Origin of the sequence: Neobacillus sp. FSL H8-0543 (assembly GCF_038592905.1) — a bacterium.
In the GTDB taxonomy this organism is placed as follows: domain Bacteria; phylum Bacillota; class Bacilli; order Bacillales; family Cytobacillaceae; genus Neobacillus.
Genome location: NZ_CP151943.1, coordinates 1,109,645 through 1,136,271 on the forward strand (window position 1 = coordinate 1,109,645; position 26,627 = coordinate 1,136,271).

The following is a 26,627-nucleotide window of genomic DNA, read 5'->3' on the forward strand; positions in this document are numbered from 1 at the left end:
ATAATGGGGTAGTTGCACCGAAAATAGGATGAAGGCGAAACAGTTTTAAGTATGGGCTTATTATTTCCAATCAGCCCAAAAAGCACTGAGCAAGGAATCTTCCTTTTGCTAGTGCTTATAACTACTCTAATTAAGTTAGAAATTATAAAATCGCTTCTTTTTTCTCAATTGCTTTTATAGTTAGTGTATTTTCAATCCATCCATTGATCTCTTTTATATACTTTTGTTCGAAAAACCGTTCATTTGGAAAAATATAAAGTACTTCTCTCAAATAATGAGCATTAATAAAGGGCGTCATCAGTAAGCCTTTGAATTGGATAATTAAATAGGGAATAGAATGAGGTCGAAATTCCTTCCGTTCAAACCCTTTTTCAAAAATCTTTTGAAAATAATATTTCTCTTTCAAGGAGTATGTTGACATTATCTCGCGGACCACTTGGGAATCCATCGACATTTCTCGATATACAAAGCTGGTGAGTTCAATATTTTCACATTGATAATGAAGTAATTCAGCTGCAACTCGTTTTAAGCAATCCTTTGCACTATATTCAACAAGGGTAAATTGCTCTTCCATCCTGCTGATGTATTGTTCAAAAAAATACGTAAAGCAATATTCTAAAAGACCAAGCTTATTTTCAAAATGGTAGGCAATCGTTGCGGAATTCACTTTTGAGAGTGTGGCTATATCCCGAATCGATGTTCCCGAATATCCATTTGAATTAAACAACGAAATTGCTGCCTTAACGATTGCTTCTTTTGAATTTTTTCTCATCCGTACTCCCCCCGTATACTGCAAACGTTCAACTTCTATCTCCCATATGTATTGATTCTTTCAATGAGCTCTGTTTCCCTTTATAAAATTATCGACAATGTCTGCACTTTTTCATGTTTTTTTGATAAAATAAATAGTAATTCGCAAAAGGAATAGGTGAAAAATCATGTTTAACGTCGAAATGTACAAGGGTAGTCGCTTAGAAAACTATGAACTTGTCAATAAACAATTACAGGCTCTCCTCGATGGTGAGGAAAATCTAATTGCTAATTTGAGCAATGCTTCTGCACTATTAAACCAATTTCTTGATCGTATCAACTGGGTTGGCTTCTATCTTATAGACAGCAACAATGAACTTGTGTTAGGTCCATTTCAAGGACTGCCTGCATGTGTTAGAATCCCACTTGGCAAGGGTGTTTGCGGGACATCAGCACAGCAGAGAAAAACGGTCCGTGTAGAAGACGTTCATCTGTTTCCCGGGCATATCGCCTGCGACGCGGCATCACAATCAGAGATAGTAATACCTCTAGTTAAAAACGGTGAATTAATAGGTGTATTAGATATTGATTCTCCGGAAAAAGACCGTTTTGATATCCTTGATCAAGAAAAACTAGAAGAACTTGTCGCTATCATAGTAAACAATATTAAATAGAGAAGCTCTCCGCATGGAGAGCTTCTTTAAACTTTCTCAAGTGCTTGTTCAAGATCTTCTTTTATATCCTCCCATGCTTCTAGACCCACTGAGAGGCGCAGTAATGTATCGTCAATTCCCATCTTTTTACGGTCCTCAGCTGGTACTACCGCATGGGTCATCGTCGCTGGATGCTGGATTAACGTCTCTGCGTCACCTAAACTTACCGCTATTTTCACTAATTTCAATTGATTCATGAAAAACTGTGCTGTTTCTTTTGTTCCTTTCAGTGTAAATGAAATAAGTCCGCCAGGCTTTTTCATTTGTTTATTCATAATTTGAGCATCATCAGGGTAATCACTGCCGCCAGGAAAATAGATTGACTCTACCTTTGGATGCCCGCTTAAAAATTCAACGAGCCTGCTGGCATTCTCGCAATGTCGATCCATTCGAACTGGCAATGTCTTTAAGCCCCTTAATAACAGCCAAGCATCAAACGGTGAGATAATCCCTCCAATGTCTTTCTGTGTCGTTCGGGAAACCTTTTGAATAAAATCCTTCTTCCCAATAACCAATCCTGCAATAACATCACCATGCCCGCAAATGTACTTTGTAGCACTATGAATGACAATATCACAGCCGTGTGTGATTGGAGTTTGTAGGTACGGCGAACAAAATGTATTATCTACAATTACTGGAATTCCCCGTTCCTTTGCCACAGCAGCGACCAGTTCTAAGTCTACAAGTTTCATTGTTGGATTTATGGGCGTCTCAATATAAATACATGCAGTATTTTCTCTAATTTCCTGTTCTAGGCTCTCTCTAGTGTTCATTAATGAAAATTTATGGTCAATTGCGTATTTGTCTTTTAATAGATTTAGCAGCCCAAACGTACAGCCATATACCCCTTGTGAACAGAGAATATGGTCCCCTGCTTTCGTTAGAGCAACTAATACGGCTGAAACTGCGGCCATTCCTGAAGCAAACGCCAGCCCAGCTTCCCCTTTTTCAAGTTCAGCAATCCTATCCTCAAGAATTTTTACGGTTGGATTACCTAGGCGTGAATAAATAAACCCCTCTTCCTCTCCTGCAAATCTCCTTTCACCTTGTTGGCTATTTGCGAAGGTATAAGTTGATGTTTGATACAAGGGAGGTACTAGGCTTCCTTGATGCTCCTGTGGCTGATATCCTCCATGAATGGCTTTTGTTTCAAACTGCAAGTCCTTCTTCTCCACTATCTTCCCCTCCAAACGAAAACGCTTACATTACCTATATTACTATGTATTCATTAAAAAGAGTTAAGGTACGCTAAAACTTATTAATAAACTTGACATAAATGTGTATAAAATTATATAATACTCTTTGTGTAAAATATTGCAGCCTATGTGAATCCTTTTTTAGACTTATTTTGTTCCTCTCCAGAGAAAATCCTCTGATTATGATGGTGTATCTTGTAACCCTCAGCTGCTAGGGCGAAGGTGCATGAAAACAAAATGACTATCAAAGCGTCTCATAACGGTTTTTATTTTACCAAAATAAAAACACGAAGGAGGAGTCATTCATGGCTCGTTATACTGGCTCTAGCTGGAAAATCTCTCGTCGTCTTGGAATCTCTCTAAGCGGCACAGGTAAAGAATTAGAAAAGCGTCCTTACGCTCCTGGACAACATGGTCCAAACCAACGCAAAAAGCTTTCTGAATACGGATTGCAATTACAAGAAAAGCAGAAGCTTCGTAATATGTACGGAGTAACTGAGCGTCAATTCCGTAATCTTTTTGATAAAGCAGGCAAATTAGGCGGAGTACATGGCGAAAACTTCATGATCTTACTTGAAGCTCGTCTTGACAACGTTGTTTACCGTTTAGGTTTAGCACGTACTCGTCGTGCTTCTCGTCAATTAGTTAACCACGGACACATTTTAGTTGATGGAAAACGCGTTGATATCCCTTCATACCGTTTATCTGCTGGCCAAACAATCAGCCTTCGTGAAAAGTCACGTAATCTTTCTGTTGTTAAAGAAGCTATTGAATTAACTAACTTTGTTCCTGACTTCTTAACATTTGATGCAGACAAGCTTGAAGGTACTTTCACTCGCTTACCTGAGCGTTCTGAATTACCTGCTGAAATTAACGAAACTCTAATCGTTGAGTTCTACTCACGTTAATAAAAACGTGTCGTAAACAGCGATAACAAGAACCCTAGAAACGTTGATATCACTCAACTTCTAGGGTTTTTTATTTTATTCTGCTTTGTAGAATAATGTATTCTCCCCCAACCATTTGGGGGAGGTTTTGGGGGACGTTTTTAAAAAAGTGGGCAGGCGCATAAATAATCTTTAAGAGAGCTTACAATTGTTAGCTCTCTTTGTTTTACTGTTATTTTTAGAATCCATCGCTTAAAGTCATTCTTGTCATAGAATGGTAACCACTCAGTATCTCAGCTGTTTCTTTGAAAACATCCATCAACTCACTTAATACATTTTCTTCATGAGCATATATAGATTTAATGTTATCGTCCTGATCTTTAATTATCAGTGTTATGCTACCCTTTTTTGAGTCAGTCTTATTAATTAATTCTTGAATATCATCAACTTTTTTCATTGAGTATTTTTCTTCATCCTGACCCTTTTGATTATTTTTGGTAAATGGGTATCTAAAGTAAGTGCTATCCCTATCATATTTTGCTATCATATCGATCATGTTTTTTAAATCAGGATGAACTCTCCAGTCACCTTTCGAAGCAACAACATTTAATTTTTCAGAGTAATCGAGGATCAGTTTCGCCCAGTACCAATATAGCGCATCAATCCAATGACAATTATCCAAATCCCTCCATTTTCCATCTTCGGTATGGAGTTGGGGTTTCTTAGAATCCTTGCCGTATGGAATAGCTAACTCAAGATGAATTAAAAATATCATGGACTTAAAATATAATTCTATTGTGTGTCTGTATAGATAAAACACAGGCATATGCTTTTGCGGATTAAAAGAATCGTTATACTCTTTTGAATTATAAAGTTGATCTGCTGCTCTGTTAAAAGCAAATGCGTTAATTCCAAACCCCTTATCCAACTGTTGATCAATTCCGGTCATTAAATACTTCATAAAAGCTCCCTCTAAAACAAACTTTTTTTGATTATTAACAAGTCTAAGGTGAATTTTACCTCGTATTATTCAATTTTAATTCTAATACTGGATACTGGCATTTTTTATTAACATATTCCACAAATAATTCCGCTTGCAGTTCCTGGGCCTTTATCTTAAATACTACTTCGTCTATGTTTATTATTGTTTTTTCTGTGACCAACTTTTTCCGTTTCTTCATTCGGCCCACCTCTCAAATAATTGCCTTTTCTTGGCTGAATTCACCATTGTCTCTGCAATCACTCGATGCAACCTTTCCAGCTCTTCTAGAGTTGGCCTTCTATTTGGAACAATAAGTCTAATGGTTCCGTGTTTTCCTGTTATTTCAATCACACTTCCATCTATTCCTTCAAAATCCATCGACCTTAATCACCCCAAAAATCTCCATAATCAACACTGTAACCACTTTCTTTCAAGACCTTTATTATCTTCATACCATTCTTCATGGATGGTTCATGCTCTGCTGGATGACATAGCCTGCTGATCGTGCTTTTACTAACCCCGCTTTTTTCTGCTAGGACTTGCTGCGATATTGAATTTTGATCAATAAAGCTACCGAATCTTGATCTTTGTTTCCCGAGACCATGATCATACACATTATCACCCCCTGCTTCTCTTACATTTCGATAAGCCCGTATAAAAATCCTACAAATAAAATTATTTTTACTTATAGGAAACATGGACAACCAGTGCGACATAGGCTTTATTAAGGCAGCAATCAAAGCATCTACCAAAAATCTACTTTGTTTATTATCAAGTTACCTACAATTGTATCTCTATCAAAGTAATTAAGCCTTAAAGCCATATCAATAGCGGATTTTAAAATCTGTTTAGAGGGAGGCGGAGCCGGAAGGCCTGAGAGGGGGTCCGGGGGAGACAAAAAATGTATTCTGATAATTTGACAATTGAGAAATCAGAAAATTAAGAGGAGTGTTCACCCATGAGAAAACTTTCCAAGCTTCCCGTAGAGTCTATTGACTTTAAAACTTTTTGCAAAGGTGGTTCACCTGAATATGTAGCAGCCAAACAAAAGCTAGATAACCTATACCAACAACAACAAAAAAACAGCCTACTCAATCGCCGCAACCTTACTGCCTATTCCCTCTATATCAATCCTCTAGCATTATTCGATGTTCATTTCATGCTTGCAGCTGGTGCTGTGGTTCTAGTTGCTGTTCTCGAAAAGAAATTAGCTGATAACGGAATTATAGGTCCTGCCGCTATTATATCTGGAATATTAAAAATTGGCTTTCCCTTAGTTGCGTTTGGTTCTATCCTCATTCTCATTTCTAAGTTAGGAGTGTTCCTATGATAAAAGAATGGTTCGCTAAACAAAGGATGAAAGCGTCTCTCTTCCAGGTATTCAGAAATGCTGATATTGGAATCTCTTACTCATATGGCGATAACAAGGGAACAGTTTACCCTAAGATTCGAAAGGTGAAGTTTGATTACGAGCGAAAGACAGCGATTTGCTATTTCTCCCTACCTACTGGATTGGATCCAAAGGAGATTAAGAAAAAGGAGTACTGCTTTCACCAGGTCTTTGGCCAGAACATCGAGGTAAAAGGAGAGGTGAGAGAATTTAAGCTCACAGTATACGCCGCTAAACTGCCCTCAGAGCTTACTTATGACTTTGAGGCATATTCACCCTCCTTTAAAGGAATGGCTCTCCCTATCGTCGCTGGTATGGATTTAAACGGCAAATTGATTGTTTTCGATTTGCTAAAAAATCCGCATTTACTTATTGCTGGAGAAACAGGTTCAGGAAAATCCACACAAATTAGAAGCGTTCTTGCAACCCTCATTCAAGCGTTACCGCCCGAGCGACTAGAACTATTCCTTTGTGACTTAAAGCGTTCAGAATTCCATCTTTTCAGGCAGGTAGAGCACGTTCAAGAGCTGTTCGTCTCTCCGGCTGAAATGCTGCCAATGCTTCAATACCTGCAAAAGGAAATGCGGGCTCGAGGGGATAGACTAGATCAACACGAAGTAACGCACATTGATGAACTTGAAAGCCCTCCTCCTTATATCGTTCTTTGCATCGATGAGGTGGCTTTGCTTCAGAAAGAAACGAAGCTAATGGAGCTGGTGGAGGAAATCAGTGCCATAGGTAGGGCTCTTGGAGTATTCCTCATCCTATCGATGCAGCGTCCAGATAGAAAAGTCCTGGACGGGAAGCTAAAGAACAACCTAACCGTTCGAATGGGTTTTAAGTGTGCTGATCTTATTAATTCTCGTATCATCGGCACGCCTGGAAGTGAAAAGCTAAAAATAGATGGAAGAATGTTACTCAAGACTAAAGATTATGACTTAAAGGAAATTCAAGCCCCATTCTTAACACTAGATAACGCGAAAAAGATTTTAGAGCCCTATAAGGTAGCAAAACCAAATGACCGCTTTAATAGCTTCAAAAAGCCGCCTATTGACGTGATTGACTTAACGGAAAATGAAAATGGAGTGTTTGGGGTGTTAGACGAATGAAAAAGAGAGATATGGACATTTTAAACGACCTACAGCGTTTCAGGTGCTTAACGAGGGATGACATTATAGATTTACACTTCAAGAACCTTAAACAGCCTGTAACTTGCTGTAACACAGTACTAAAGCGATTGAGACGTGACGGATATATCGAAGTGAGCAAAGAAAGGCAGCCTTATATTTATTTTTGCTCTCCTTCACCAATTAAAAAAGATTCCACAAAGATACCGCATTTCCTGAAAATAGTTGAATTCTACAAAAGCTTAATCAATTATGAGCAACCTAGAAGCTTCATAGTGGAGCCTAAGTATGGGAAAGAGTATATGGAGCCGGATGCCTTTATGCTCTGGAAGAAAGCTCCGTTCTTTGTGGAAATACAGCGTTCTGTGTATTCGGATAAAGTTATGAAAGAGAAGGTAGGTAGATATGAATCTTTTTTTATGAGTAATGAATGGCAGCAAGAGCCATGGCAACCACAAAATAAGAAAATGTTTCCCCCAGTCATCTTAATCACGGATACTAGATACAACATTGAAAGTGCCTATGTAAAGTTTTATCAGGTCCAAAGCATCAAACAATTGGTGAAAATGTTTGAACCGAAAAGGACAGAAGTTGCGATGAAAGATTCAAATATAAAAGTCACTGGATCTCCCCTTAAATTAATGACGGATTAGATCCACCACTTGCTCGAAGTGGATTTAAAAAGACATTCATATGAATGCTAAAATCGATAAGGGAATTTGTGACGGAGAAGATATAACAGATTGTTTAAGGAAATAGACAATGCCCCACTCGATTCATGAGTGAGGTCTTTTTTCATTACTAGGAATATATCTTTATACCGAGTTGTTTTCTGACAATTCCTCCATAGGTGCCAATTTCTTTTATGTATTCCATTTTCCACATAAAGCATTCTGCTTGTTGAATCTATTTTGTCGATTCATGTCGAACTGTATTTATGAGGATTTTGCAGGATTTTACAAAAAACAAAAGAAATAATCTATATCATGTAACAAAGGAGAATTGTTAATGACTGCTGAAATTTGTGTAATGAATACTATGGGTATTGCTATGGCAGCTGACAGCGCTGTAACTATTGGAAGGGGAAGAAAAATATATAACTCTGCAAATAAACTTTTTTCACTTTCAAAATTTCATCCCGTAGGAATAATGATATATGGAAGTGCAGAATTTTTAAGAGTACCTTGGGAAACAATTATAAAGGTTTATAGACAAAAACTTGGTGAGAAAAACTTTGGGACTGTAGAACAATTTGCATTGAATTTTCTTGAATTTATTAAAAGTAATGAATATGTAGAATTGACTTCGCAAAACGAAGAATCAAAGTTCACTTTACATCAAATTGATGAAATAGTTTCATCTTCATTTGAAATAATCCTTGAAGGATTAAAGGAAAAAGTAAACAAATCAGATGAGGAAACTTCAGAAGAAGAGTTGAAAGCTGTAGCCAATAAGTTCTTAGATGAAATGTTAGTGGAATTGGATAACACAGAGTTTATTAATTGTTATGGTGATGAGGATTTTAGAACGGTTCTTGAAACATATGGAGATGAAATTGAACATATTATTTTGCAAACTTTTGAGAATATGATTTTTTCGGATGACTTAGTTACAAATCTCAAATACATAGTTGCTAGTACTCTCCTCAAAAAGTTTTCAGAATCCACATCAGGTGTAGTAATAGCTGGTTTCGGCGAGAACGAACTTTACCCTGCATTAATAGCATATGATATCGATGGAAGAATTAATGGTAAAGTCAAGTTACAGATAAATAAACAAAAAATAGTTGGTAAAGATCTTACAGGAGCAATTGTCCCATTTGCACAAGACGATATGGTTCATACTTTCCTAAGGGGCATTAATCCAGAAATCGAAAAGATTACATCTAACTATCTTAGCCATATATTTTCCGGTTTATCTGGTGTGATAGTAGATAACTTAAAAAGCGAACTAAAAGATATTGGCAATTCTGCTGACATTAAGATTAAAATTGATGAAGGATTAGAAAAGATTCGTAATGAATATGAACGGGTATTAAATGAATATAAATATGAGAATTTCACTATACCTACTTTAAGTATAGTAAATTCTTTACCTAAGGATGAGTTAGCAGAGATGGCAGAGTCATTAGTTAACTTAACCTCTTTTAAAAGAAGGGTATCTTCAAGTTTAGAAACTGTTGGTGGTCCAGTAGATGTTGCAGTAATAACTAAGGGCGATGGATTAGTTTGGATAAAACGAAAACATTACTTTAGCAGGGAATTGAATAATAATTTTCATCAAAATTATTTTAGGAGGGATAATAATGAACCAGTTGCTCCTTGAAAAAAGTCTAGAAAAGAAATTGATTCCAAACACTTCAAAAAGAAATTCTATGAAAAAACTTTATGATGACCCAAATAAGTTGGCAAAAAAGTTTGCCGAAGAAACAATTGGAAAAGTATTTTTTAATAAATAAAACCAAAAGCCCCTCTCGAGTGAGAAGGGCCCTATTTGGTTTTTTTCTATATTTCATTTAAAACATATTTCTTATTCTAATATTAAGCTCTTGCATTTCAGTTAAATCTTTTACTAACCAACTCGCGATTTCCCTCTTATCTGGAGTAACAATTTGAATGATATTTGGTTGTTTTGGTGGAGTTAGCTCTTTCGATACTAAACTTCTTGTCTCGCTTGCTGTCTTAACTTGAGACCCTCGAGGTATATTCAATAATTCCGGTCCATGTTCGCCAACGATTGACAAACCACCATCTGCATAGTTAGTTCCTTTTGCGAACTCCTGGATTCCACCAAGCATTGACTTGGATTCTACTTTTTTGTCACTACCCCATGAAACTTTTCCGATAAGAGGAATATCAACACCTGGTATTTTATTGATTTTTTCAATCATCCAGTTTATTCCTGAGATTACCCCGTTTACCATTTTTGCCGCACCTTCTTGGACGCTTATCCAAATATTCGACATTTTAACTTTTACGGTATCCCAATTTTTATAAAGGGTAATACCTGCAGCAACCAATAAACCGATTGCTGCAACAACAATGCCTATAGGGTTCATAGCCATTGCTCCATTCATAGCCAGTTGCGCTGCTGTCGCTAATGCCATGATGGCTTTATATGCAGCTATCGATTTCGTGATTGTAATGTAAGCAATAGCACCCGCCGCAATTCCAGCTAGTATTGGTTCTAAAATTCCCCAATGGTCTTTAATCCAAAAACTTATATCTTTTATGACATCAATCGTTCCTTTTACAACACTTGTTGCTCCGTCAAAAGTCGTTTTAAAACCTTCTTTTATCTGAGGCATATGATCAGTAATCCATTGAGAAAATTCGTTCATTTTTGGCATTAATTTTTCGCTAATCGGGAGAACAATATCTGTTGTGATTTGTCTACCTATCCCTGCAAGAGCTTCACCGAATGTATTGTATTTAATGCTGTTAATACTATCTAAGACCTCAGTAGACCCCTGGATGCTGTCATTTACTTTTAACAACTCAACCACAGCTGTAGCACCCATATCTTCAAATTTCGTGCCGAAAAGACTTACTCCGGCCGCTATTTGATCTTGTGGGTCTTTTATACCCATTAATGAATCAGCAACTGTTCGCATTGCCGTTTTAGCTGATTCTCCACCTTTTGCAAATTCATCACGTAGTTTTGCTCCATTAAGTCCCATTCCGTCTAGGACTTCTGTGGCTCCATCGCCTTCTTCAGTCATGATGATGCCAAATTCTTTTACTGCGTCTGCAGCATAATCTAGGTTAAAAACTCCAGCTTTTTTCGCATTTTCAAATAAGCCAAACATATCAGACGCATCCATACCAGCTTGTTTAAAATAAACACTGTATTCATCAATCGTAGGAAGTAGATCATCAGCAAAGTTAAGTCCTTTTTGTGAACCCTCGGCGATCAATGCCATTGCATCTGTACCAGTTAATCCAAACTGCTTCATTAGCTTGTCGGCGGACCGTAGCGATTCATTGGTATCATAGTCAAAAGTGTCTGAGAACATTAATGCATCTTGTGTAAGATATTTAAGGTCTTCTCCCCATTCACCAGTGATAGTTTTGGCTTTTGCCATAACTTCTCCAATTTGTTCAAACGATTCACCAAAATTGTTTCCATATATTTCTTTAATGGAACCGCCCATATCTTTCATTTCATCTTTAGTCGCACCGGTTTGTGCTTGTAAACCATTTAAAGTCTTCTGGAGATCGTCACCTGCCATGAGCATAGCTCCGATACCAATACCTGCTAAGCCAGTTCCTGCTAATAATGCTCCGCCAATCAATTTACCAGCATTTGCTGCAGCTCCACCTAAAAAACCGAACGTCTTAGAAAGCCCTTCTCCTTTTTGGTCAGTTTCGTCAATAGCATCATTTGCATTATCGTTATCAACAAAAATAGATCCAAATAACTTAAATATTTCCAGTTAAATTCACCTGCCCTTCATAAGCAGCCATAACTTGATCCATTTCCTTTTCAACTTCTTCGTAAGTAATATCAGTAAACTTATTTTTCTTTGATGTTACTTTTTCTTTGAAAATGTCATACTCCATGAATTCAATTTGTCCGGACATCATTTTCGGGTAAAGTGTTTTCCACAATTCATAGACAATATTTTCATTTTCCTTTTCAAACGCATTTTTCAATAACCGATTTAACAATTTTGAAGGTTTTTTTAATAGGAAATTAATATCATAACAGCTATGCAACAGGCGAAAGGTTTCTTCATACCCTATTGCATAGCTGTTTTGAAAAAACCCATGAGTTCTTTATCAGTTAATATCTCTTTAAAAGTTGTGATTGTTTTTGCAAGAGATTGTTTTTTAATTTCCTCAACTTCCTTACCCTCTGCTATAGAAACAACGGAAAAAAACTCGTCCTTAACTTTTCCGGAATTCTTGATAATGTAAAAAATAACTTCCAATCCAACCTTTTTATAATCAACATTTTCCTCGCCTTGATATTTTGCTAAGCTTTCTTTTCGATAATTCTCAATATCTAGCTTTTCAAAGATATTCACCATATCGGGCAGCATATCAAAAGCCTGTTCACTGTTTATCAACTATTACTCCTCCTTATATAAAAAAAGACAGGATAAATTCCCTATCTTTAGGCTGGTTCGGTTATGGTTGTAACATCTTCAATGTGAAATAAGTCGATGGTTACCTCTTCTGGATCCCAGTGTGCAAATACCTCAAGGGCAATTTCCCCTTCGGCTTTTGGTGCAGAAGATAAAACAAAATCACTCTCATTCATAGCATTGAAAAGAGTTATCTTTTTATATCCGCCCTTCGCCACTTTCGCAAACATCGTGATATTTTTAAAGTATTTCGATGCTGGAATTAACCCACCCTTGCTGTTTTTTATGATTTTGGATGTTTCATCATAGTCCGCTTGGGGCATTGTTTTTGCAATAGTAGCAAGCTGAGTGTCCAGGATGCTAAATTTCAAGGATGCGTTAATTTCGTCAATAACTTGCATGCCTTTGGATTTTCCCATAGAGCCATCAAACTCGATGTCCCTGATATTCTTTGTCGCGTTAAATTCAGCACCACCCTTAGTAGGACCCAGCCGTTCTGCGCCAGCTTCTCCGTAATTCAATATGACGATTCCGTAATCAATTTGGATATTTTCAATCTGTTCTTTTTTCAATTTCATGGAATTCACTCCCTTTTATATAACCTAGCTTGGTAAACATATTTTCTTCTTTTTATTAAAGGGTCAGGATCAATTAACGGAAGTTTAAGATCTAAATAGAAAGAGACTGCCAAATCGTCAGTCATCAAGGTTGTTTTATTTAATGCGTTTATACTCTCCATTAAGGTTTCTAATCCCGAGGTATCCCCATTCATTGGACTATCCCATCCGTCAACATCCACCACCATGAATTCTTGAAACTCTCCATCATCAATATAATTCGGGATATCGAAGACAATATAGGGATAAGCTACTTTACCTGGAGCTGACTGAAAATAAACCCGGGAATGAATGTTTTTTAAGTAAGCAGTTAGCGCTTTTCTTAAATTAATCATCTGCTTCTTCATCCCCTACTTCTGGTAAGCCGTTAGCCTTTATTTCCTCAATTTGTCTAAGAAAATCTGCTTGAAGTTCACGAATTTTATCAATGTTATTAAACACTGGAGCACGCAGGAAATCGATACCGCTCATTTTCACAGTACCAAATTGAACTAGATGGGCATGATATGCGTACGTATAACCTTTCTTCTTAGCTCTTGCTCTATCGTAAACACCAATCTGTAGCACAGGATTTTCATTTGCTTTACCTCTTACCCAGGATCCTACATTCTTTTTAAGAACACCATCATCTACAGGTACGGTTTTCTTAATATCTTTCCTTAAAAATTTCGCAACTTCTCTTAATGCTGCTTTCTCCAATTGACCTAGTGCTTTTTTTACTTCAGGGGCATAGGAGGAATACCGGTGAGAGTTATCATTGGAATTTCTTCTAGCCATTTATACGACCTCTTTTCCAATAATGGTGAGTGTCTTATTTAATTCATCGTCATTAATGGGCGGTGCACTAATTTCAAATGTACGCCCCTTATATAGAATTCGCATGTCATTGGTAATTCCAGTTGTATATCGAATAACAAACCTGACAGTGCTTTCTGCATGTACAGTTGCGGCCTGAATAAACTCTCTTCCCTGAACCGTCTTTATCATCGCCCATGATGACTTAACACACACCCAACTTCTCACCGTATCCCCTAATTCGTTCACTGTTTCAGTCAGACTTTGAAAGATGATCTGATGTTTAAACTGATTCGTCAGTCTCTTCGGCATCGGAATAAACCTCCTGAACAAAGAAAGGGGTTAACGCATCCAGCGCTTCCCCTAATTCCTTTTCAGCCACACGATATTCATAAAAAATACCGGCAACCATGATAATTAGATATTCCGCCTGTTTACCTGTTGCATTTGCAACATATTTTTTAGCTTGTTCAATATAAAAAAAGAGCATGGAATCTTCCATGCCTTCCTCCCAACGAATGTGACTCTTTAATTTATCAGTAAATTCATAATCTAGTTCCATTTACAATTAACCTCCGACCGGTGCAGTTGCTCCGACTTCATAGCGGTAAACAGCTGGCTCGAATGGGCTATAAACTAATTGACCATCAAGCAGGTTATAAATTTGGAATCCCACTTTATTAGTTCCAGAATATTTCTCAACTAATTTTTGTAATTCCATTGCTCCAATTACGTCTTGAATATGAAATTTAGAGAAATCGCCAAAGTAGAAAATCGGTTTTGTTGGATCAGCTCCATTAGCGTTATCCGTGAAGTCTAACGGATATCCAAGTAATGAAACCCCGATTCCACCTTCAGCTTGTGTAAGCGGACGTAATAAAGGGAATCCATCAGCTGATTTCATGGTTTCAATTAGTGTTAATGCTGCACGGTTAATAATCCAACGTGATTTTTTAACCACTTCAGTGGTAGGTGTATTTTTTAACTTAACTAAAGTATCGTATAATTCCTCAATTACAAAGCCAGATGCTTGATAGAATTGGACAGCCTTCTTTGCAAGCGCACCAGGATTTTCGTTACCAACATCATTTCCGTTAAACATATAATTTGTTTCTTTACGTACATAAGCTTTTTTCAATTCTTCGATTACTATCTCTTCAACATTCACCCCAGACATCTTGATTAGCTTCTTGGTTACTGTAGCTAATGCATCAAACTCTGCTGGATCCAAGAGAATTTCATCAAATTCAATTTCAGTTTCAGGAATGTCAGTAGTACGTTCATTTTTACTAACATTTGCATTAGCTTTTTGAACAAGCACTGGATATTTTACATTGCCATTTGTTCTGTGACGAGTACCATATTTACGAAGAAGGTTCTCTTCCTGAGCATAAGTAATAATTTCAGATGAAATCACTTCAGGAATAGTTACAGAACCATTTCCAACTTCAACACCTAATGAACGAGCTTCAGCTTCAGAAATATTACCCACTACAAAGTTGGCAAATGCAGAACGGATTTCCTTTTCTTTGTTTTTTGTAGACTTAGCCCCACGTGTAGAAAGGCCTTTCCCAATTTGTTTCATAATGGCTGAGCGTTGTTCTGAATTGATTGCTGAACGACCCTCTCCATCTCCTTCACCGTCCTCTTGGTCATCGTCACTACCTTCACCGTCTCCTTCATCATCTCCAGTGCCTTCTCCGCTCCCAGCTCCTTCACCGTCGCCGCCTTCAAGGTTTGCTAATGCATCTGCAATTTCTTGTGCCTGGTCCGCTAGCTCTTGTACTTCCGCTTGAATAGCTTCTAGATCCTCAGCTCGTACTTCGTTCTTTTCTAGCTGTCCACGTAATTCAGTTAACCGAGCATTGTTGCGTTTTTGTAAAGATAACAATAATTTTTTATTCATTTTCCAAGCACTCCCTTAATTTGATTTAGTATTTTCATGCGTTTTTCTACTTCTTTATCAATCTCTTTGCTTCGGACTAACGAAGCTTCCGTATCATCGTAAGCCGGAATAGATACAACTGAGACTTCAAAAAGTTCAACTTCGTGTATCGTTCGCAAAGCAGGTTCCACAGAATAATCCCAAGTTTCTTCAGCTATCCAAAAACCAAACGAACACTGATTTATATCGCCCCTGGACATACTTTCCGCTAAATCTCGACCCACCGAAGTATTAGGTAATTCAATTTCGAATTTTAATCCTCTATCATCCTCTTCTAACCGCAATGTACCGCTTTTTGTTCTACCTAGGACGTTATCCCAATTATGATTAAACAATGCTCTTACATCACCGTTTTCGGAGAGTGAACGAGAAAATGCACCCTGATCAATAATTTCTTCAAAATAATCACCGATACTAGTTTTCGAATTAAATACAGCAGCATAACCGGTTATCATAGACGGCTTATCTTCTGTCGCATCCCTAGTCTTTAATTTGGTGATGTCAAATGTCCTCACTTCCCTTTTTGCCATTTCCATCACCTCCCTTCAAGCTATCATCAGTAGCTTTCTTTAAATCTTCCCCAGCAATTAAATCTTTTGAGATATAAAGTTTGCTAGACTCAACTGTATTTAAACGACTAAAGCCCAGCATTTCCCTTGAGTCATCCGGTGAAGTAATCATTGTTCGGACCATATTGTAAGCAATGTTTGTCTTTGTCGAATACGGAACAAAATCTAGAATATTAATCTTGAATTTAATACGCTTGTCCGAATTTTCCCCAAAAAAAAGAAGACTCAAATGGTCTTCGAAATTTTTCATAATTGGTTTAACTGCTTTGTTGTGTAAGTACATCATTGCTTTTTCCAAGTCTGCCTTTATTAAAGCCGTGTACGTGTCCACGTTTACGCCCAAATACTTTCCTAAATCCTTCTTATAGACATTTAGGTAGGCTAATGTCTTCTGGTCGTCTATAGGACTTTCTAGCGTGTCTATTTTATATCCCTTCCCTAGAGGTATCATTTTGACACTACGACTTTCATCTATTGCCTCGAGCTGGTCAAGGATAGCTTTAATTAATTTTGATTGTGCCGCGTTCTGCGGATTGATGTGAGCGTCTAATTCCAAAAGGAAGGCTAGTAGTCCACCCTTTTTATATTTTTCTGTAAGGACCTTCTCTGCGCTCATAACACCTTCGAGAGTATTTTTACCAAGCTGTAAGAGACCAACACCTTTTATATGATTAGTTCCCATGTTTTTAACATGGCGAATCATAAAGGATGGAATATCGGTACCGCCAATTTTAAAATGCTCAATTAATCTATCATCAATTTCAGTGTAAACATTGTTTGCCAAGTGGAGTCGGTCACCATCGAGTATAGGGAAAACTTCACCCTGAATTAAGTAAGTGTTAGTCATTAACTTAATGAACTCTGAACCAGTCAAATAATTATTTGGCTTTCGTAATGTCTTTACTGCAGGATGATTCTTTATTTCATTTCCTTCGCTGTCTTCCATAACAATCTCGGCCAACATCATTTGATTACTAATGTCCTGGAGCAATTCGTACACATCACTTGATTCCAGAATGTTTTCATCGTTAACATAACGGCCTCCATAACGGATTGTGTTGCTGAAGATATCTTCAAACCAGCCGCGCTTTTCGACTTGCTTATATAAAAAATTTGAGAACCTATCTTTTAATCCCAATTTCTCACCGCCTTTCTATAACGTTATTCCTCCAAATCTTCCAAAATATGATAATATTTTCTTAATAGGAGGTGATTAAATGGCTGTTTATGCAGTAACTTACGATTTATTGACACCAGGTCAAGACTATACTTCCCTGCACGAAAGGTTAAAAGAATATGGTAATTACTCAAAAAGATTTGATTCCTTTTGGTTAATTGATACTAATTCAACCGCAGCAGAGATAAGGGATGCTTTAAAAGTTCATGTTGACACTAACGACAGGCTATTAGTGATTGAAGTCAAGAGCCATTGGGCAAGCTGGAATATTCCCCAAGGTATGGTTGACTGGCTTAAGAATGATTCGAGAACCTTTTAATTATTTGCATCAGAACATACCTTTTGTTCAAGGAGGCTTTCATAATAGTCAGTTTCAAACGGCATTCCTAGAATTGCATGCATCCCAATTTTGAAAAGACTCCATTCTGGAAATTGCGTCGTCGACTGCGACACGGCGACCTTTTTCCCGAGCTCTTTTATCTGTTTTTTTATATGCTCTTTCTCGTTATTAATATTCATTTCTAAACTCCTCTTCCCTGTCATTACTGGACTATTACATTTAGGACACTTAATTCCATCTAAATATTTATGAGTTTCTGTAATTTCCCAATCACAGTTCATACAGTAAAAACTTTGTTTAGGCGCTTTACTCACTTAACCACCTCATCTATAAATCTCACTAATTAAGTCATCCATACCACTCTCATCCACATCATCCATTAACATCATGGTTTCTTTATGCCCAACTAAAAAAGCGACATATCCATCAATTTTCTTTTTGGATTGTCGCTTACTCGGACCTTTCATCCCGTTGATATTTGTGACTACTACTAGATTAAGAGCACAATAGATAAATAATGGATTATCCGTAAATAATCTTTTCTCATATATTAATCTCTCTGCGTCATCAACCATTGCATTCATGACATTCGGATACTGGTTAACAGCCAGGCACTCTAGCCCTAGGTTCTCGCACTTCTCAATAAGTTTCTGTGACATTGCAGGGTCATAGTTAAGTTGCTGCACATCATATAACTCCATGCATTCCTTGATGTAATCGAGGACTTGATCCTGGTCAATCATCTTGCCGTCACAAAACTGAACATAACCTTGCTCAACCAATTCGGAATAGGGTACATTATCTTCCTTTTCCCTAAATTCAATGTCTGCATTTGGAATAAAGTACATTTGCTTCACCTTTAAAATAGCTCGTCCATCATCATTATGGATTGGAAAGTTTAAACTCACACAAGTTAAGTCCGTAGTTTTCGATAAGTCTAATCCTAGATAGCACGTCTCACCGGTTAAGTCGCCTAGGTCATCAACAAGCACATGTACAACTTGGTCTTGTTCGAAAAAGTTTTCTGCTCCGTTAACGAACACATCCAAATGTTTGGATAGGAACTCAGCTTTTTTATGGGCCGAACGTGCTGCCGTGATGAATTCAGTTTCCAGTGCACTCATTGTTACAGAAACACCAATGTTTGGATTCACCATCGCCCAAACTTTACGGTCGGTCCAGTCATAATTTTTATTGGGCTCATAGATCATGACAAAACTTGAATCATTATCATCATTCTTCAGTACTTCTTTTGCTTCACGATACACTCGCATACCAACAGATGAGGATCCTTTGCCGGCTGTACTTATATTAAACATGATTGGTTCATCACGAGATATTTGAGCAGACTTAAAGTTGTCATATTGATCCATGTTTTCTTGAGCGTGCAGCTCGTCATTCAAAACAAAGTGTGGATTGGAACCCTCGATGCTCTGAATGTTTTTACTCATAACAATAAACTGGTTTTGATATGCCAAGTCTTTATGAATGTATTCGTATGTTACAGATGAAATGGTACCTTTTGGACCTTTATATATATGTGAAGCATTCATGAGTGCATCATGATTAAGGATTGTTGCAGCAAACGGCTTAGCAGCGTACTGCGCTTGGTTAAAATCACTCGCACAACAATAGCAATCAGCACCCAAAACGCCCTCACCATACATGGAATAGCCCAAAGCACCGACACCAATTAGTGTTTTACCATTTTTCTTAGGTACCTGAATATAACCTTCTCTTGTTACACGTACTGTTTTCCCGGATTCGTTCGTGTGCACCCATCCATAAATCCACGAGTACGCGAATTTCTCCCAATCTTCCAAGATAAAAGGTTGTCCAGCTAGATTCCCTTTTGTATGACGGACAAATGTTTCTACCCAATCCATCATTTCATTGGCGCGATCTACATCAAACCAAATATCTTTACGCTTTTTCCATTTATAATACCTGTCCACCATATGTTTTATAGTGTCAGGGAATTTCTTAGGATTCTTTCTTACCTGTTTTGCAAATATGTCTGCGTAGTTAACTCCACGTTCAATCACATATGCCCACCACCTCCAAGAAAAAACAAAAAGCCACACAAAATTGTGTGACCTAATCCTTATCGGATTCTATGTTTCGGGACATTCCCCCAACTCTTACAGTTTTTGCAACTGCCTCCCCAGCCGGTATCATATAACTCAATTGGAACACGAACTAACAACTTATCAACATCCCAACATTTTGAACAATATGGACCTGAGTTATCATCTTTTTTGTAATATAAATCACCCTCATAACTCAAATTCGAACCTATTTCTTCAGAACGTTCAAGATCTTCCAGTTTCAATCGGAGTTCTCTGTTCTCATCTAAAATCTCATACGCTTGAATTTGAACATCCATTAATTTACTAATTAAATCAATGTTCTCTAAACCAACTGCTAGTGCTTTTAAGTCCTTTATTGTATCAAACAAGCCCATTAGTTATCCTCCAATCATTTGATAACTAAATTATATCAATCATGTACTATTCCGCCACTTTTTTCTGTGTGCAGCCAATTCATCCTCTACTGGCTGTTCAGGCTTTTTCATTTCATCACGAACGGAAGAACCACCTGTGACAATTTTTCCGGCTTTTGCTTTATTTGTTAACCCCAGTAAATCAAGAGCCTTTGTTTTTTTATCAACCCATGTCTCAACCTGCTGTGCCAAAGGATGCTTTGAATTGTTTGTCGCACCTGCCTTATTGGTGTGTCGCTGAGTTGCCGGGTAACCCTTATCCTTCCACTGGAGGAACATAGTTTGATAGACTTCGAAAATATCCAAATAAGATTCTATTAGCGGATCTAAAGTGAGGGTGTAAATATCAGCATCCCTCATAATTTTTAAAACGCGCTGTTTTTCTGATTCTGTTTTTTCAGCGACAATTTTTTGAAGTTCTTTTTTTTTGACCAATATTCACACCCCCTTTTGTTTTTTAAAATTTTCGTCTAACGCGAGAAAAGAGTCCCCTCTCCCTGGTCTCCGTCAAAAAAAAATTTTATTTTTGGGCAGGGGGGGATTTGGATTTTTTTAAAAAATATTTTTTTATTTTATTTTTTAAAATAACTTGGAAATATTTTTTTATCATTATCTTTATTTTCTTCATCAGCATGGCACTTAGGACAAAGTAGCATCAGGTTGTTTGGCTCAAGCCTCAAGGTTCCGTCCTGCTTAATTGGGATGACATGGTGAACATGTGCCAGCTTACCGAAGACGAAGAAACCACACCTTTGACAGCACCCTCGTTCTCTCTCGTAAATAAAACTCCTCATGTTTCTCCATACCTTTGAATTGTAGAATGGCTTGTTCTGGTTATGGTAGACGCTTTTCTTCGCTCTCTTCCTCATCACTGATTCCCTCGAGCGTTTATGATTATCACAATAGGCACCACGTTTTATCTTTGTAGTGCAGCCATTAAAGTCACAGTACTTCATTACTCATCAACTGCCGTTAATATTTCAGCAATATGATTGCGAATAGTGTCTACTTTCTTCATGTTACCTGGAATATCAATATCGTTTTGTTTAGCAAAAACAAGTAGCTGTTCCTTGTTCATTACATCTAAATCAATATCTGTATTACTATCAACCACTTGTCCGTTTACTGCAGTTTTATCTGGACCATTTGCTAGATCCACACCCAACAGCATGCTCATAGGGTAAACCGTTACTTCAAAGTCAGGTTCTTTATTAGTTGGAACAAATATCACTCTCTTTTCAACGTTATCCCAATACTCCGTACCAGCTGCAGTCTTTCTTGTTTCTATTATCATTACTCTGACATCTCCTTTTTTCAAAACTAATCTCTCTCCACAATTAATGCTTGACACGCATGCTTACAACAACGCCCTTATTATCCATAACCTCTTTGTTTATACGAGAGGTAACACCCTTTATAAAATCATCAAATTCAACCCTCTCTAGGTACTTCTTTGAATAATAAGAAAGGCCCTCACTGTCATATCGAACATAATCAAATAAATCCTTAACTGTTAAATACATCGGATCAATACGAATAATTAACTTCTCCGTAATATCATTAATCGGTATAATCCCTAATAGTTCGAATACCTGTTTCTTCTTAGGTTGTATATATAATCCATAGTAATCAACCATGCTACTTCCTCCTTACTGCTCCGTTCCTTCTTGTATACGTGTCCATATTTAAACCCATCATTTCTTCCCAATCCCTACGTCTAAGGCGCTCACAATTCTTTTTTCTTATCTTATCTGGTGACTTTAAATTATCCTGCTGTTCTTTCGATAAATGAACAACACTTCGCACATCCTCACCCTCCTCAGACAAAATAAAAAAACACCTGTCATCCAGCTGTTTGATTAGGCCATTATTTTATTTGAATCCCTGTGAGCGATTACCTTCCCAGGTAACCGTTCGGGATATTTCTTTTTACAATATCGCATTGTTTTTTCTCTTATCGAATCATCAGGAGAAGCTCTTACATATGAGGCTGTTGGATATTCCAGAAGCTTAAATACCATATAGGCACTTGTATTAATTATCATGGCAATATCGTTTACTTCCAGTTCCGGGAAGTTTTTAATAATATATTTAATCTTTCCAAGATCTTCTGGTGAGACAATTTTATGATTTATTATTTTTTCCTCTTTTTTTCTTATCTCACTTGGAAAGGATAAGTAATCTAAAATAATGTCATTATTGACTAAATAACTTTTTATTAAAGCCTGTCCTCTTCTAAGGATTTTTCTAATATTAACAAGTGTGACTTTGTATTCTTTCGAAATATCATTTAATTCTTTTTGGGAGAGCAACCAATCCATGTTTATTTTTTTATAAATTACCGGTTCTTCAAAAAGAGCTTCTTCAATCATTTTTCTTATATCCTTATCATCAATAAAAATACTGTTTTCATCAGAAATAGTTCCTTCTAGAGTTAATTCATCACCATCATCTTTAGAGTTATTAATTTGGGACTGTAAACTAATTGTACGCTGTTGAAGAAAGCGATTATTTTTCTTTGAGTAGTGTTTTACTATTTCGCTTCGAATCTTTTTAAATGCTATCTCCGCGAAATCTTCCTCACGATTTTCTTCAAAATACTGAATTGCTTCAGCAAATCCAAGATAAGACCACCCTTTTATTTCTTCCAAATCCGGGTCAAGGAATCTAAATTTATTTGCAGAATAAATTACTATTTTTTGATATTTTAACACTATGTCATTTTTTTCTTCATTACTAAATGGAGGGAGTTTTTCATTATTTTTATTGCTACTCAAAGTTTTATCCTCCCTTCCTACCCAACCAAGTCTTTACACCTTCGATTGAATTTTGTTTTCTCTGTTCATTTAGGAATTCTCCTCTCGCCAGCGGTGGAACGGTTGAAGCTTCTTCTGGATTCCAACCTCGTCCTATACGGCTTTTGTAAGTTTCTCGTTTTATGCCATTTTTTATAGCCTTCTCCATCCATTCATTATCTTTCCTTTTACGATAAACGCGGTCTTTGCGATCTATCGGTTCTCGTGTTGCAGCATCTTGAAGGGACCATCCTTTTTTAACCCTATATAGAAAAGTAACAGGATTTATTTTATTACCTTTTGCTATATCAAGGTACTCATAATATTCTTTGGATCTTTTAATTTTCTTTACTGGAGGTATTGTAATAGCTTCTTGAATAGTCCATCCACTTCGATAAACGCGGATATTTACTGTTCCCTTACAAATCCCATTTTTTTCGGCTATTTCATAATGCTTTGGTGTAAGCTTAAAAAGGTTATTTTTATCTTTATTAATACGGTCATGTCTTATTTTCGTATATTCTGCAATTTCTTCTCTCGCTCGAGCAAGTGATTGTTCGTTTGTCATTGTTGGGGTAGTCGCTGCTTCTTCGGGGTCCCAAAATGATTCGTCCACCCTCTTACGGTATGTATCCTTTGAGACACCATATTCAGCTGCAATCTTAATCCATTCTTTATCTTTACGAGGCTTTCTAGGCTCAATTGGTGTTGAAGCTGCCTTTTCTGGTGTCCAACCTAATGTATCTACTCGATCAATATAAGCTTTCTTGGAGATATCATTCTCCTCTGCTTTTAGAATCCATTCTTCATCTGGACGAATCTTGCTATTTCCTACTAGAACGGTAGCTGCCTTTTCTGGGCTCCAACCTAATTTATTTACTCTGTCCCAAAACACTGATTTTTTTATATTGTTTTGTTCTGCAATTTTATTCCAACATTCCATTTTAATCACCTATCTAATAGCCTTTTTAGGGATTCGAACCCCAGCTGCATGACGGAAATCAAACGTGCTTCCATTACACTAAAAAAGGCATAGTAATAAAACATATAGAACGCCTACCACTTCCCGATAAAAAAGGAGGATGAATAAATGGATGGTTTACAAAAACTTATATTTTTCCATCATTCGAGAAATGATAAACGCTCTATATGGTTATAAAATCCGGCCCTCCTAACCCTTCGCTTGGTCCGGCTGGTTGTGTCATGTTGTGGCATGACAGCAGCGTTTTAAGACACTCGATTGAAATGCTATCAGCTGTACACTAACAGTTTCAATCCAGTACCTTTTTTGCACACATCAACCACAACGTCCGTGTGCGGGTTTTCATTCGTCCTCTGTTCCCGGGATAAGGCCCATAACTGAACCCACAGATGAACGAACTTTATGCACCTCTCGCCAACCTCTTCGTGCACTTGACTTCTCCTATATTCAGAAGCGCCCCCAACACAAAAAGACACCCCAATAAAGAGTGCCTTAAAAGAAAAATAAATTGATATATTCACAGTCAGCATGCATCAATATAAAAAGATGTATCAAGAAAATAACTCTGTAAAAAAGATGGTTAAACCTTCTTTAGCTATTTTATTTTTTACAGGATCTTTGCTAAAGCTAAAATTGATTTTTAGCTTCTCGTTAGATGTGTCAGTAAATATCACTTTCTCTTCATCTTCAGTGACTTCGTAAACTCTGTCGTTAAATAAAAGCTGATTACTCATCCCTCTTACCTCGATATCCTATTTTAATAACCCGTCTTGCCCATCTACCAATTCCGGCACCGCAATAAAAAGCACCCGATTATGCGGATGCTAAATTAAATGTCTGTAAAAGTGTTTAAATTCCAACCCACAATCTATTACCTCCAATATCTTCTGGATAAACATTGCAGGAATTCCAAAAATTAATGACTACCTTATTAATTGGTAACAAAGAATTGAATCCATTCCAATTTGGGTAGTTATCATAAAGAATAGTGAGTTGTTCTCCAAGTTCACTAAATGTTTGAGCAAAATATGTATCTTGTAACATAATATTTATCTCTTCCATAGTTTTTTCACATTCATCAAAAGGAAGCTCTATTGTAGTACCGTATAAACCCGCTGCTGTCCTTAACACATAGAATGAGTCATTATAAAAATTGACCCAAAAGTAATCCATATCTTTATCTGTTATGAACTTTTCTTTTAACTCAATTGTCCTTTTACTTAACCATTCAAGTGATTCCATTAAATGTTCTTTATCTAAGTTAGGTAAAGGGTATCTTCTTGAGGTCATCCTATAAGCGTAATACTCTTCCCAAGTGCTTAATGAAGTTGAAAATACCATTTTATTTAAAATATCCATCTGATTAGTTTCACTAAAATCAAGCATAGATTTTTGATGATAATGGTCATTTACATGGCAGAATTCATGATATAAGGTATTTAACACCATGAAAAATTCATCCTTTGCTTCGTCAAATGCATTTCCATCAACCATTAGCACGCCAATAATCCCAATTAATATCTCAGGCCTATAAAATATTACAATGTTTTTTTCATTGTCTTCAGTAATTATCGGCAAAGTAATAGCAAACCCGATAGCGACATCATTTTGTGTATGTCCTTCAATTAATTTATTTTCTTTTTGAAAGGTTAAAAGTTCATTAGTATAGTCATTTGGAAAATATATTTCTCTTAGCATACTAATATTTAAGTGATCTTCCTTAGCAAAGAATTCAATAAGTGAATTAACATTATCTCTTAATCCTTCCTTGTTTTTTTCATCCAAAATATACCTTTGACCTGCAATTACATATTCATCATGAAGATGTATCTTAATGTCCATGCTTACCTCCACATTCTTTCGATATATATATTTTAACAAAAGAATGTTTATATCTGTTAGTAAATCTAGGAAAATAAGACGGTTTTTGACATATAAAAACAGCTTAAGGAACGTGGCAAGAATTAGCACTAATGTGTCGCCCTTTTTCAGGTCTCCTCTCTCAGCTCAATCAGCTGCTTTTATATATTAGCTACCACTTACTACGGCTTGTAGCAAACCGCTGCGATCCAAACCTTTAACCGTTGCAGTCACTGTCGTCCCTGGAGGTGCTGTACCAAATCAGCTTGAAGGGTATGAGCGACAGCTAGACTATAAAGACTTGCAATATAAAAACGTCTTTCCTATGTGAAAGACGTTCTTTTGATTAATTTATGTGTTACCCTTATTATACAATTCCTAATCAATAAGAATCAAAAAACGTCTTATTTGTCCATTCTGTCAGAAGTGTAAGCTATCTTAAATCAAAAGGTACTTGGTTTTCTACAATCACTTCAACTTCTTCTGGACTGTATTTATCTGGAGTTAGATTATTAATGATATTCAGGCTATCAGCTGGGCTAATGGGAAATTCAGAAGCAACCAAACGTTTCTTTTGTACTAATTTCTCTAAATTGAATCAATTTTTCCACCCCTTAGTTTTGTCATCTTTGTTTCCAAAAACTTTCATTCATTAGAATTCTTTTCCTTTAATTCTCATAAGATTAATATGGGAGCCACGCGTATCGTCTCTTAAGGAGATGATGCCTATTGGAATTATTCATGTGCATAATTGTGCTTCTTGATTTTCTGTTAGCTGCCTATATAGCAAAAGATGAAATTAAAAAATTGTTTAGGAAATGAAGCAATATTTAAGGCTCCCTAGATTCAAAAAATAAGATACGCGGGCCGGATCCTCTCCTTTCAAATGGGGTTCCGGGTCGCTTTAAAG

Annotated in this window: 37 protein-coding genes; 8 read left to right on the forward strand and 29 right to left on the reverse strand. The window is 36.8% G+C overall.

What is annotated here, in order from left to right; all coding sequences use genetic code 11:
* Positions 1–142: 142 nt before the first annotated feature.
* A complete protein-coding gene (gene refZ, locus NSS81_RS05825) occupies positions 143–772 on the reverse strand; it encodes a forespore capture DNA-binding protein RefZ (RefSeq protein ID WP_342432593.1) in 630 nt (209 codons plus the stop codon).
* Positions 773–938: 166 nt separating this feature from the next.
* Here refZ and NSS81_RS05830 point away from each other — a divergent pair, with 166 nt between their 5' ends.
* Entirely contained in the window at positions 939–1,424 is a 486-nt protein-coding gene (locus NSS81_RS05830) for a GAF domain-containing protein (protein WP_342432594.1), read from the forward strand.
* 26 nt (positions 1,425–1,450) lie between these two features.
* Here the strand turns inward: NSS81_RS05830 and megL are convergent, their stop codons facing one another.
* Positions 1,451–2,638 carry a methionine gamma-lyase gene (gene megL / locus NSS81_RS05835; protein WP_342432595.1) on the reverse strand — a complete coding sequence of 396 codons (1,188 nt, stop codon included), beginning with the start codon at positions 2,636–2,638 and terminating at the stop codon, positions 1,451–1,453.
* A gap of 326 nt (positions 2,639–2,964) precedes the next feature.
* Between megL and rpsD the strand changes: the two genes are divergently transcribed.
* Positions 2,965–3,567, forward strand: coding sequence for a 30S ribosomal protein S4 (rpsD, locus tag NSS81_RS05840; RefSeq protein WP_342432596.1), 603 nt, complete (start codon positions 2,965–2,967; stop codon positions 3,565–3,567).
* Positions 3,568–3,784: 217 nt separating this feature from the next.
* On the opposite strand, the gene NSS81_RS05845 is transcribed toward rpsD, so the two are convergent.
* From NSS81_RS05845 to NSS81_RS05860, 4 genes are read right to left on the reverse strand one after another with little or no spacing between them, the layout of a single operon-like run.
* Positions 3,785–4,507, reverse strand: coding sequence for a hypothetical protein (locus NSS81_RS05845; protein WP_342432597.1), 723 nt, complete (start codon positions 4,505–4,507; stop codon positions 3,785–3,787).
* A 55-nt stretch (positions 4,508–4,562) separates the two neighbouring features.
* Positions 4,563–4,727, reverse strand: coding sequence for a hypothetical protein (locus NSS81_RS05850; RefSeq protein WP_342432598.1), 165 nt, complete (start codon positions 4,725–4,727; stop codon positions 4,563–4,565).
* Entirely contained in the window at positions 4,724–4,906 is a 183-nt protein-coding gene (locus NSS81_RS05855) for a hypothetical protein (RefSeq protein ID WP_342432599.1), read from the reverse strand. The genes NSS81_RS05850 and NSS81_RS05855 overlap by 4 nt, the downstream gene beginning before the upstream one ends.
* Positions 4,907–4,911: 5 nt before the next feature.
* The gene (locus NSS81_RS05860; protein WP_342432600.1) at positions 4,912–5,142 is read right to left on the reverse strand and encodes a helix-turn-helix transcriptional regulator; all 231 of its coding nucleotides are present in this window, start codon (positions 5,140–5,142) and stop codon (positions 4,912–4,914) included.
* A 344-nt stretch (positions 5,143–5,486) separates the two neighbouring features.
* Between NSS81_RS05860 and NSS81_RS05865 the strand changes: the two genes are divergently transcribed.
* From NSS81_RS05865 to NSS81_RS05885, 5 genes are all read left to right on the forward strand, one after another.
* The gene (locus NSS81_RS05865; RefSeq protein WP_342432601.1) at positions 5,487–5,858 is read left to right on the forward strand and encodes a hypothetical protein; all 372 of its coding nucleotides are present in this window, start codon (positions 5,487–5,489) and stop codon (positions 5,856–5,858) included.
* A complete protein-coding gene (locus tag NSS81_RS05870; RefSeq protein ID WP_342432602.1) occupies positions 5,855–7,027 on the forward strand; it encodes an FtsK/SpoIIIE domain-containing protein in 1,173 nt (390 codons plus the stop codon). The genes NSS81_RS05865 and NSS81_RS05870 overlap by 4 nt, the downstream gene beginning before the upstream one ends.
* Positions 7,024–7,698: a replication-relaxation family protein gene (locus NSS81_RS05875; RefSeq protein ID WP_342432603.1), complete on the forward strand. Its 675-nt coding sequence runs from the start codon at positions 7,024–7,026 to the stop codon at positions 7,696–7,698. Before NSS81_RS05870 ends, NSS81_RS05875 begins: the two co-directional genes overlap by 4 nt.
* 355 nt (positions 7,699–8,053) lie before the next feature.
* Positions 8,054–9,370 (forward strand): hypothetical protein, encoded by a 1,317-nt coding sequence (locus NSS81_RS05880; protein WP_342432604.1) that lies wholly within the window; start codon positions 8,054–8,056, stop codon positions 9,368–9,370.
* Entirely contained in the window at positions 9,351–9,503 is a 153-nt protein-coding gene (locus NSS81_RS05885; protein WP_342432605.1) for a hypothetical protein, read from the forward strand. Before NSS81_RS05880 ends, NSS81_RS05885 begins: the two co-directional genes overlap by 20 nt.
* 57 nt (positions 9,504–9,560) lie before the next feature.
* Here NSS81_RS05885 and NSS81_RS05890 read toward each other — a convergent pair whose 3' ends face one another.
* From NSS81_RS05890 to NSS81_RS05940, 11 genes are all read right to left on the reverse strand, one after another.
* Positions 9,561–11,339: a phage tail tape measure protein gene (locus NSS81_RS05890; RefSeq protein ID WP_342432606.1), complete on the reverse strand. Its 1,779-nt coding sequence runs from the start codon at positions 11,337–11,339 to the stop codon at positions 9,561–9,563.
* Between the two features lie 127 nt (positions 11,340–11,466).
* Positions 11,467–11,715, reverse strand: a complete 249-nt coding sequence (locus tag NSS81_RS05895) for a hypothetical protein (protein ID WP_342432607.1) — start codon at positions 11,713–11,715, stop codon at positions 11,467–11,469.
* 71 nt (positions 11,716–11,786) lie between these two features.
* Positions 11,787–12,116 carry a hypothetical protein gene (locus NSS81_RS05900; RefSeq protein WP_342432608.1) on the reverse strand — a complete coding sequence of 110 codons (330 nt, stop codon included), beginning with the start codon at positions 12,114–12,116 and terminating at the stop codon, positions 11,787–11,789.
* A gap of 47 nt (positions 12,117–12,163) precedes the next feature.
* Complete coding sequence (locus NSS81_RS05905; protein ID WP_342432609.1) at positions 12,164–12,712, reverse strand: hypothetical protein; 549 nt, start codon at positions 12,710–12,712, stop codon at positions 12,164–12,166.
* A gap of 5 nt (positions 12,713–12,717) precedes the next feature.
* A complete protein-coding gene (locus NSS81_RS05910; RefSeq protein WP_342432610.1) occupies positions 12,718–13,086 on the reverse strand; it encodes a hypothetical protein in 369 nt (122 codons plus the stop codon).
* Complete coding sequence (locus tag NSS81_RS05915; RefSeq protein ID WP_342432611.1) at positions 13,079–13,528, reverse strand: HK97 gp10 family phage protein; 450 nt, start codon at positions 13,526–13,528, stop codon at positions 13,079–13,081. Before NSS81_RS05915 ends, NSS81_RS05910 begins: the two co-directional genes overlap by 8 nt.
* Complete coding sequence (locus NSS81_RS05920; RefSeq protein WP_342432612.1) at positions 13,529–13,858, reverse strand: phage head closure protein; 330 nt, start codon at positions 13,856–13,858, stop codon at positions 13,529–13,531.
* Positions 13,830–14,108 carry a head-tail connector protein gene (locus tag NSS81_RS05925; protein ID WP_342432613.1) on the reverse strand — a complete coding sequence of 93 codons (279 nt, stop codon included), beginning with the start codon at positions 14,106–14,108 and terminating at the stop codon, positions 13,830–13,832. The genes NSS81_RS05920 and NSS81_RS05925 overlap by 29 nt, the downstream gene beginning before the upstream one ends.
* A gap of 6 nt (positions 14,109–14,114) precedes the next feature.
* Positions 14,115–15,452 carry a phage major capsid protein gene (locus tag NSS81_RS05930; protein WP_342432614.1) on the reverse strand — a complete coding sequence of 446 codons (1,338 nt, stop codon included), beginning with the start codon at positions 15,450–15,452 and terminating at the stop codon, positions 14,115–14,117.
* A complete protein-coding gene (locus tag NSS81_RS05935) occupies positions 15,449–16,021 on the reverse strand; it encodes an HK97 family phage prohead protease (protein ID WP_342432615.1) in 573 nt (190 codons plus the stop codon). Before NSS81_RS05935 ends, NSS81_RS05930 begins: the two co-directional genes overlap by 4 nt.
* Complete coding sequence (locus tag NSS81_RS05940; protein ID WP_342432616.1) at positions 15,993–17,198, reverse strand: phage portal protein; 1,206 nt, start codon at positions 17,196–17,198, stop codon at positions 15,993–15,995. Before NSS81_RS05940 ends, NSS81_RS05935 begins: the two co-directional genes overlap by 29 nt.
* Positions 17,199–17,277: 79 nt before the next feature.
* Here NSS81_RS05940 and NSS81_RS05945 point away from each other — a divergent pair, with 79 nt between their 5' ends.
* The gene (locus NSS81_RS05945) at positions 17,278–17,556 is read left to right on the forward strand and encodes a hypothetical protein (RefSeq protein ID WP_342432617.1); all 279 of its coding nucleotides are present in this window, start codon (positions 17,278–17,280) and stop codon (positions 17,554–17,556) included.
* On the opposite strand, the gene NSS81_RS05950 is transcribed toward NSS81_RS05945, so the two are convergent.
* From NSS81_RS05950 to NSS81_RS06005, 12 genes are all read right to left on the reverse strand, one after another.
* A complete protein-coding gene (locus NSS81_RS05950; protein ID WP_342432618.1) occupies positions 17,553–17,756 on the reverse strand; it encodes a hypothetical protein in 204 nt (67 codons plus the stop codon). The two genes, NSS81_RS05945 and NSS81_RS05950, sit on opposite strands and share 4 nt — an antisense overlap.
* Positions 17,757–17,900: 144 nt before the next feature.
* Positions 17,901–19,622 (reverse strand): terminase TerL endonuclease subunit, encoded by a 1,722-nt coding sequence (locus NSS81_RS05955; protein ID WP_342432619.1) that lies wholly within the window; start codon positions 19,620–19,622, stop codon positions 17,901–17,903.
* A 59-nt stretch (positions 19,623–19,681) separates the two neighbouring features.
* Positions 19,682–20,041, reverse strand: coding sequence for a hypothetical protein (locus NSS81_RS05960; RefSeq protein ID WP_342432620.1), 360 nt, complete (start codon positions 20,039–20,041; stop codon positions 19,682–19,684).
* A gap of 39 nt (positions 20,042–20,080) precedes the next feature.
* Entirely contained in the window at positions 20,081–20,515 is a 435-nt protein-coding gene (locus NSS81_RS05965) for a P27 family phage terminase small subunit (RefSeq protein ID WP_342432621.1), read from the reverse strand.
* 137 nt (positions 20,516–20,652) lie between these two features.
* Positions 20,653–21,036 carry an HNH endonuclease gene (locus NSS81_RS05970; RefSeq protein WP_342432622.1) on the reverse strand — a complete coding sequence of 128 codons (384 nt, stop codon included), beginning with the start codon at positions 21,034–21,036 and terminating at the stop codon, positions 20,653–20,655.
* Positions 21,036–21,374, reverse strand: coding sequence for a hypothetical protein (locus NSS81_RS05975; RefSeq protein WP_342432623.1), 339 nt, complete (start codon positions 21,372–21,374; stop codon positions 21,036–21,038). Before NSS81_RS05975 ends, NSS81_RS05970 begins: the two co-directional genes overlap by 1 nt.
* 43 nt (positions 21,375–21,417) lie before the next feature.
* The gene (locus NSS81_RS05980; protein WP_342432624.1) at positions 21,418–21,717 is read right to left on the reverse strand and encodes a hypothetical protein; all 300 of its coding nucleotides are present in this window, start codon (positions 21,715–21,717) and stop codon (positions 21,418–21,420) included.
* Between the two features lies 1 nt (position 21,718).
* Positions 21,719–21,886 (reverse strand): hypothetical protein, encoded by a 168-nt coding sequence (locus tag NSS81_RS05985; RefSeq protein ID WP_342432625.1) that lies wholly within the window; start codon positions 21,884–21,886, stop codon positions 21,719–21,721.
* A 53-nt stretch (positions 21,887–21,939) separates the two neighbouring features.
* Positions 21,940–22,857, reverse strand: a complete 918-nt coding sequence (locus NSS81_RS05990) for a hypothetical protein (RefSeq protein ID WP_342432626.1) — start codon at positions 22,855–22,857, stop codon at positions 21,940–21,942.
* A 4-nt stretch (positions 22,858–22,861) separates the two neighbouring features.
* Positions 22,862–23,818 carry a hypothetical protein gene (locus tag NSS81_RS05995; RefSeq protein WP_342432627.1) on the reverse strand — a complete coding sequence of 319 codons (957 nt, stop codon included), beginning with the start codon at positions 23,816–23,818 and terminating at the stop codon, positions 22,862–22,864.
* A 590-nt stretch (positions 23,819–24,408) separates the two neighbouring features.
* Positions 24,409–24,591: a hypothetical protein gene (locus tag NSS81_RS06000; RefSeq protein WP_342432628.1), complete on the reverse strand. Its 183-nt coding sequence runs from the start codon at positions 24,589–24,591 to the stop codon at positions 24,409–24,411.
* A 115-nt stretch (positions 24,592–24,706) separates the two neighbouring features.
* A complete protein-coding gene (locus tag NSS81_RS06005) occupies positions 24,707–25,699 on the reverse strand; it encodes a hypothetical protein (protein WP_342432629.1) in 993 nt (330 codons plus the stop codon).
* Positions 25,700–26,627: the final 928 nt, after the last annotated feature.

Excerpts from the sequence above, each read along its gene's own strand:
- refZ (WP_342432593.1), bottom strand. The coding sequence starts at position 772 with ATGAGAAAAAATTCAAAAGAAGCAATCGTTAAGGCAGCAATTTCGTTG.
- NSS81_RS05830 (WP_342432594.1), top strand. The coding sequence starts at position 939 with ATGTTTAACGTCGAAATGTACAAGGGTAGTCGCTTAGAAAACTATGAA.
- rpsD (WP_342432596.1), top strand. The coding sequence starts at position 2,965 with ATGGCTCGTTATACTGGCTCTAGCTGGAAAATCTCTCGTCGTCTTGGA.
- NSS81_RS05845 (WP_342432597.1), bottom strand. The coding sequence starts at position 4,507 with ATGAAGTATTTAATGACCGGAATTGATCAACAGTTGGATAAGGGGTTT.
- NSS81_RS05850 (WP_342432598.1), bottom strand. The coding sequence starts at position 4,727 with ATGAAGAAACGGAAAAAGTTGGTCACAGAAAAAACAATAATAAACATA.
- NSS81_RS05855 (WP_342432599.1), bottom strand. The coding sequence starts at position 4,906 with ATGGATTTTGAAGGAATAGATGGAAGTGTGATTGAAATAACAGGAAAA.
- NSS81_RS05865 (WP_342432601.1), top strand. The coding sequence starts at position 5,487 with ATGAGAAAACTTTCCAAGCTTCCCGTAGAGTCTATTGACTTTAAAACT.
- NSS81_RS05870 (WP_342432602.1), top strand. The coding sequence starts at position 5,855 with ATGATAAAAGAATGGTTCGCTAAACAAAGGATGAAAGCGTCTCTCTTC.
- NSS81_RS05875 (WP_342432603.1), top strand. The coding sequence starts at position 7,024 with ATGAAAAAGAGAGATATGGACATTTTAAACGACCTACAGCGTTTCAGG.
- NSS81_RS05880 (WP_342432604.1), top strand. The coding sequence starts at position 8,054 with ATGACTGCTGAAATTTGTGTAATGAATACTATGGGTATTGCTATGGCA.
- NSS81_RS05885 (WP_342432605.1), top strand. The coding sequence starts at position 9,351 with ATGAACCAGTTGCTCCTTGAAAAAAGTCTAGAAAAGAAATTGATTCCA.
- NSS81_RS05905 (WP_342432609.1), bottom strand. The coding sequence starts at position 12,712 with ATGAAATTGAAAAAAGAACAGATTGAAAATATCCAAATTGATTACGGA.
- NSS81_RS05910 (WP_342432610.1), bottom strand. The coding sequence starts at position 13,086 with ATGATTAATTTAAGAAAAGCGCTAACTGCTTACTTAAAAAACATTCAT.
- NSS81_RS05915 (WP_342432611.1), bottom strand. The coding sequence starts at position 13,528 with ATGGCTAGAAGAAATTCCAATGATAACTCTCACCGGTATTCCTCCTAT.
- NSS81_RS05920 (WP_342432612.1), bottom strand. The coding sequence starts at position 13,858 with ATGCCGAAGAGACTGACGAATCAGTTTAAACATCAGATCATCTTTCAA.
- NSS81_RS05925 (WP_342432613.1), bottom strand. The coding sequence starts at position 14,108 with ATGGAACTAGATTATGAATTTACTGATAAATTAAAGAGTCACATTCGT.
- NSS81_RS05930 (WP_342432614.1), bottom strand. The coding sequence starts at position 15,452 with ATGAATAAAAAATTATTGTTATCTTTACAAAAACGCAACAATGCTCGG.
- NSS81_RS05935 (WP_342432615.1), bottom strand. The coding sequence starts at position 16,021 with ATGGCAAAAAGGGAAGTGAGGACATTTGACATCACCAAATTAAAGACT.
- NSS81_RS05945 (WP_342432617.1), top strand. The coding sequence starts at position 17,278 with ATGGCTGTTTATGCAGTAACTTACGATTTATTGACACCAGGTCAAGAC.
- NSS81_RS05950 (WP_342432618.1), bottom strand. The coding sequence starts at position 17,756 with ATGAATATTAATAACGAGAAAGAGCATATAAAAAAACAGATAAAAGAG.
- NSS81_RS05960 (WP_342432620.1), bottom strand. The coding sequence starts at position 20,041 with ATGGGCTTGTTTGATACAATAAAGGACTTAAAAGCACTAGCAGTTGGT.
- NSS81_RS05970 (WP_342432622.1), bottom strand. The coding sequence starts at position 21,036 with ATGAAGTACTGTGACTTTAATGGCTGCACTACAAAGATAAAACGTGGT.
- NSS81_RS05975 (WP_342432623.1), bottom strand. The coding sequence starts at position 21,374 with ATGATAATAGAAACAAGAAAGACTGCAGCTGGTACGGAGTATTGGGAT.
- NSS81_RS05980 (WP_342432624.1), bottom strand. The coding sequence starts at position 21,717 with ATGGTTGATTACTATGGATTATATATACAACCTAAGAAGAAACAGGTA.
- NSS81_RS05995 (WP_342432627.1), bottom strand. The coding sequence starts at position 23,818 with ATGGAATGTTGGAATAAAATTGCAGAACAAAACAATATAAAAAAATCA.
- NSS81_RS06000 (WP_342432628.1), bottom strand. The coding sequence starts at position 24,591 with ATGAGTAATCAGCTTTTATTTAACGACAGAGTTTACGAAGTCACTGAA.
- NSS81_RS06005 (WP_342432629.1), bottom strand. The coding sequence starts at position 25,699 with ATGGACATTAAGATACATCTTCATGATGAATATGTAATTGCAGGTCAA.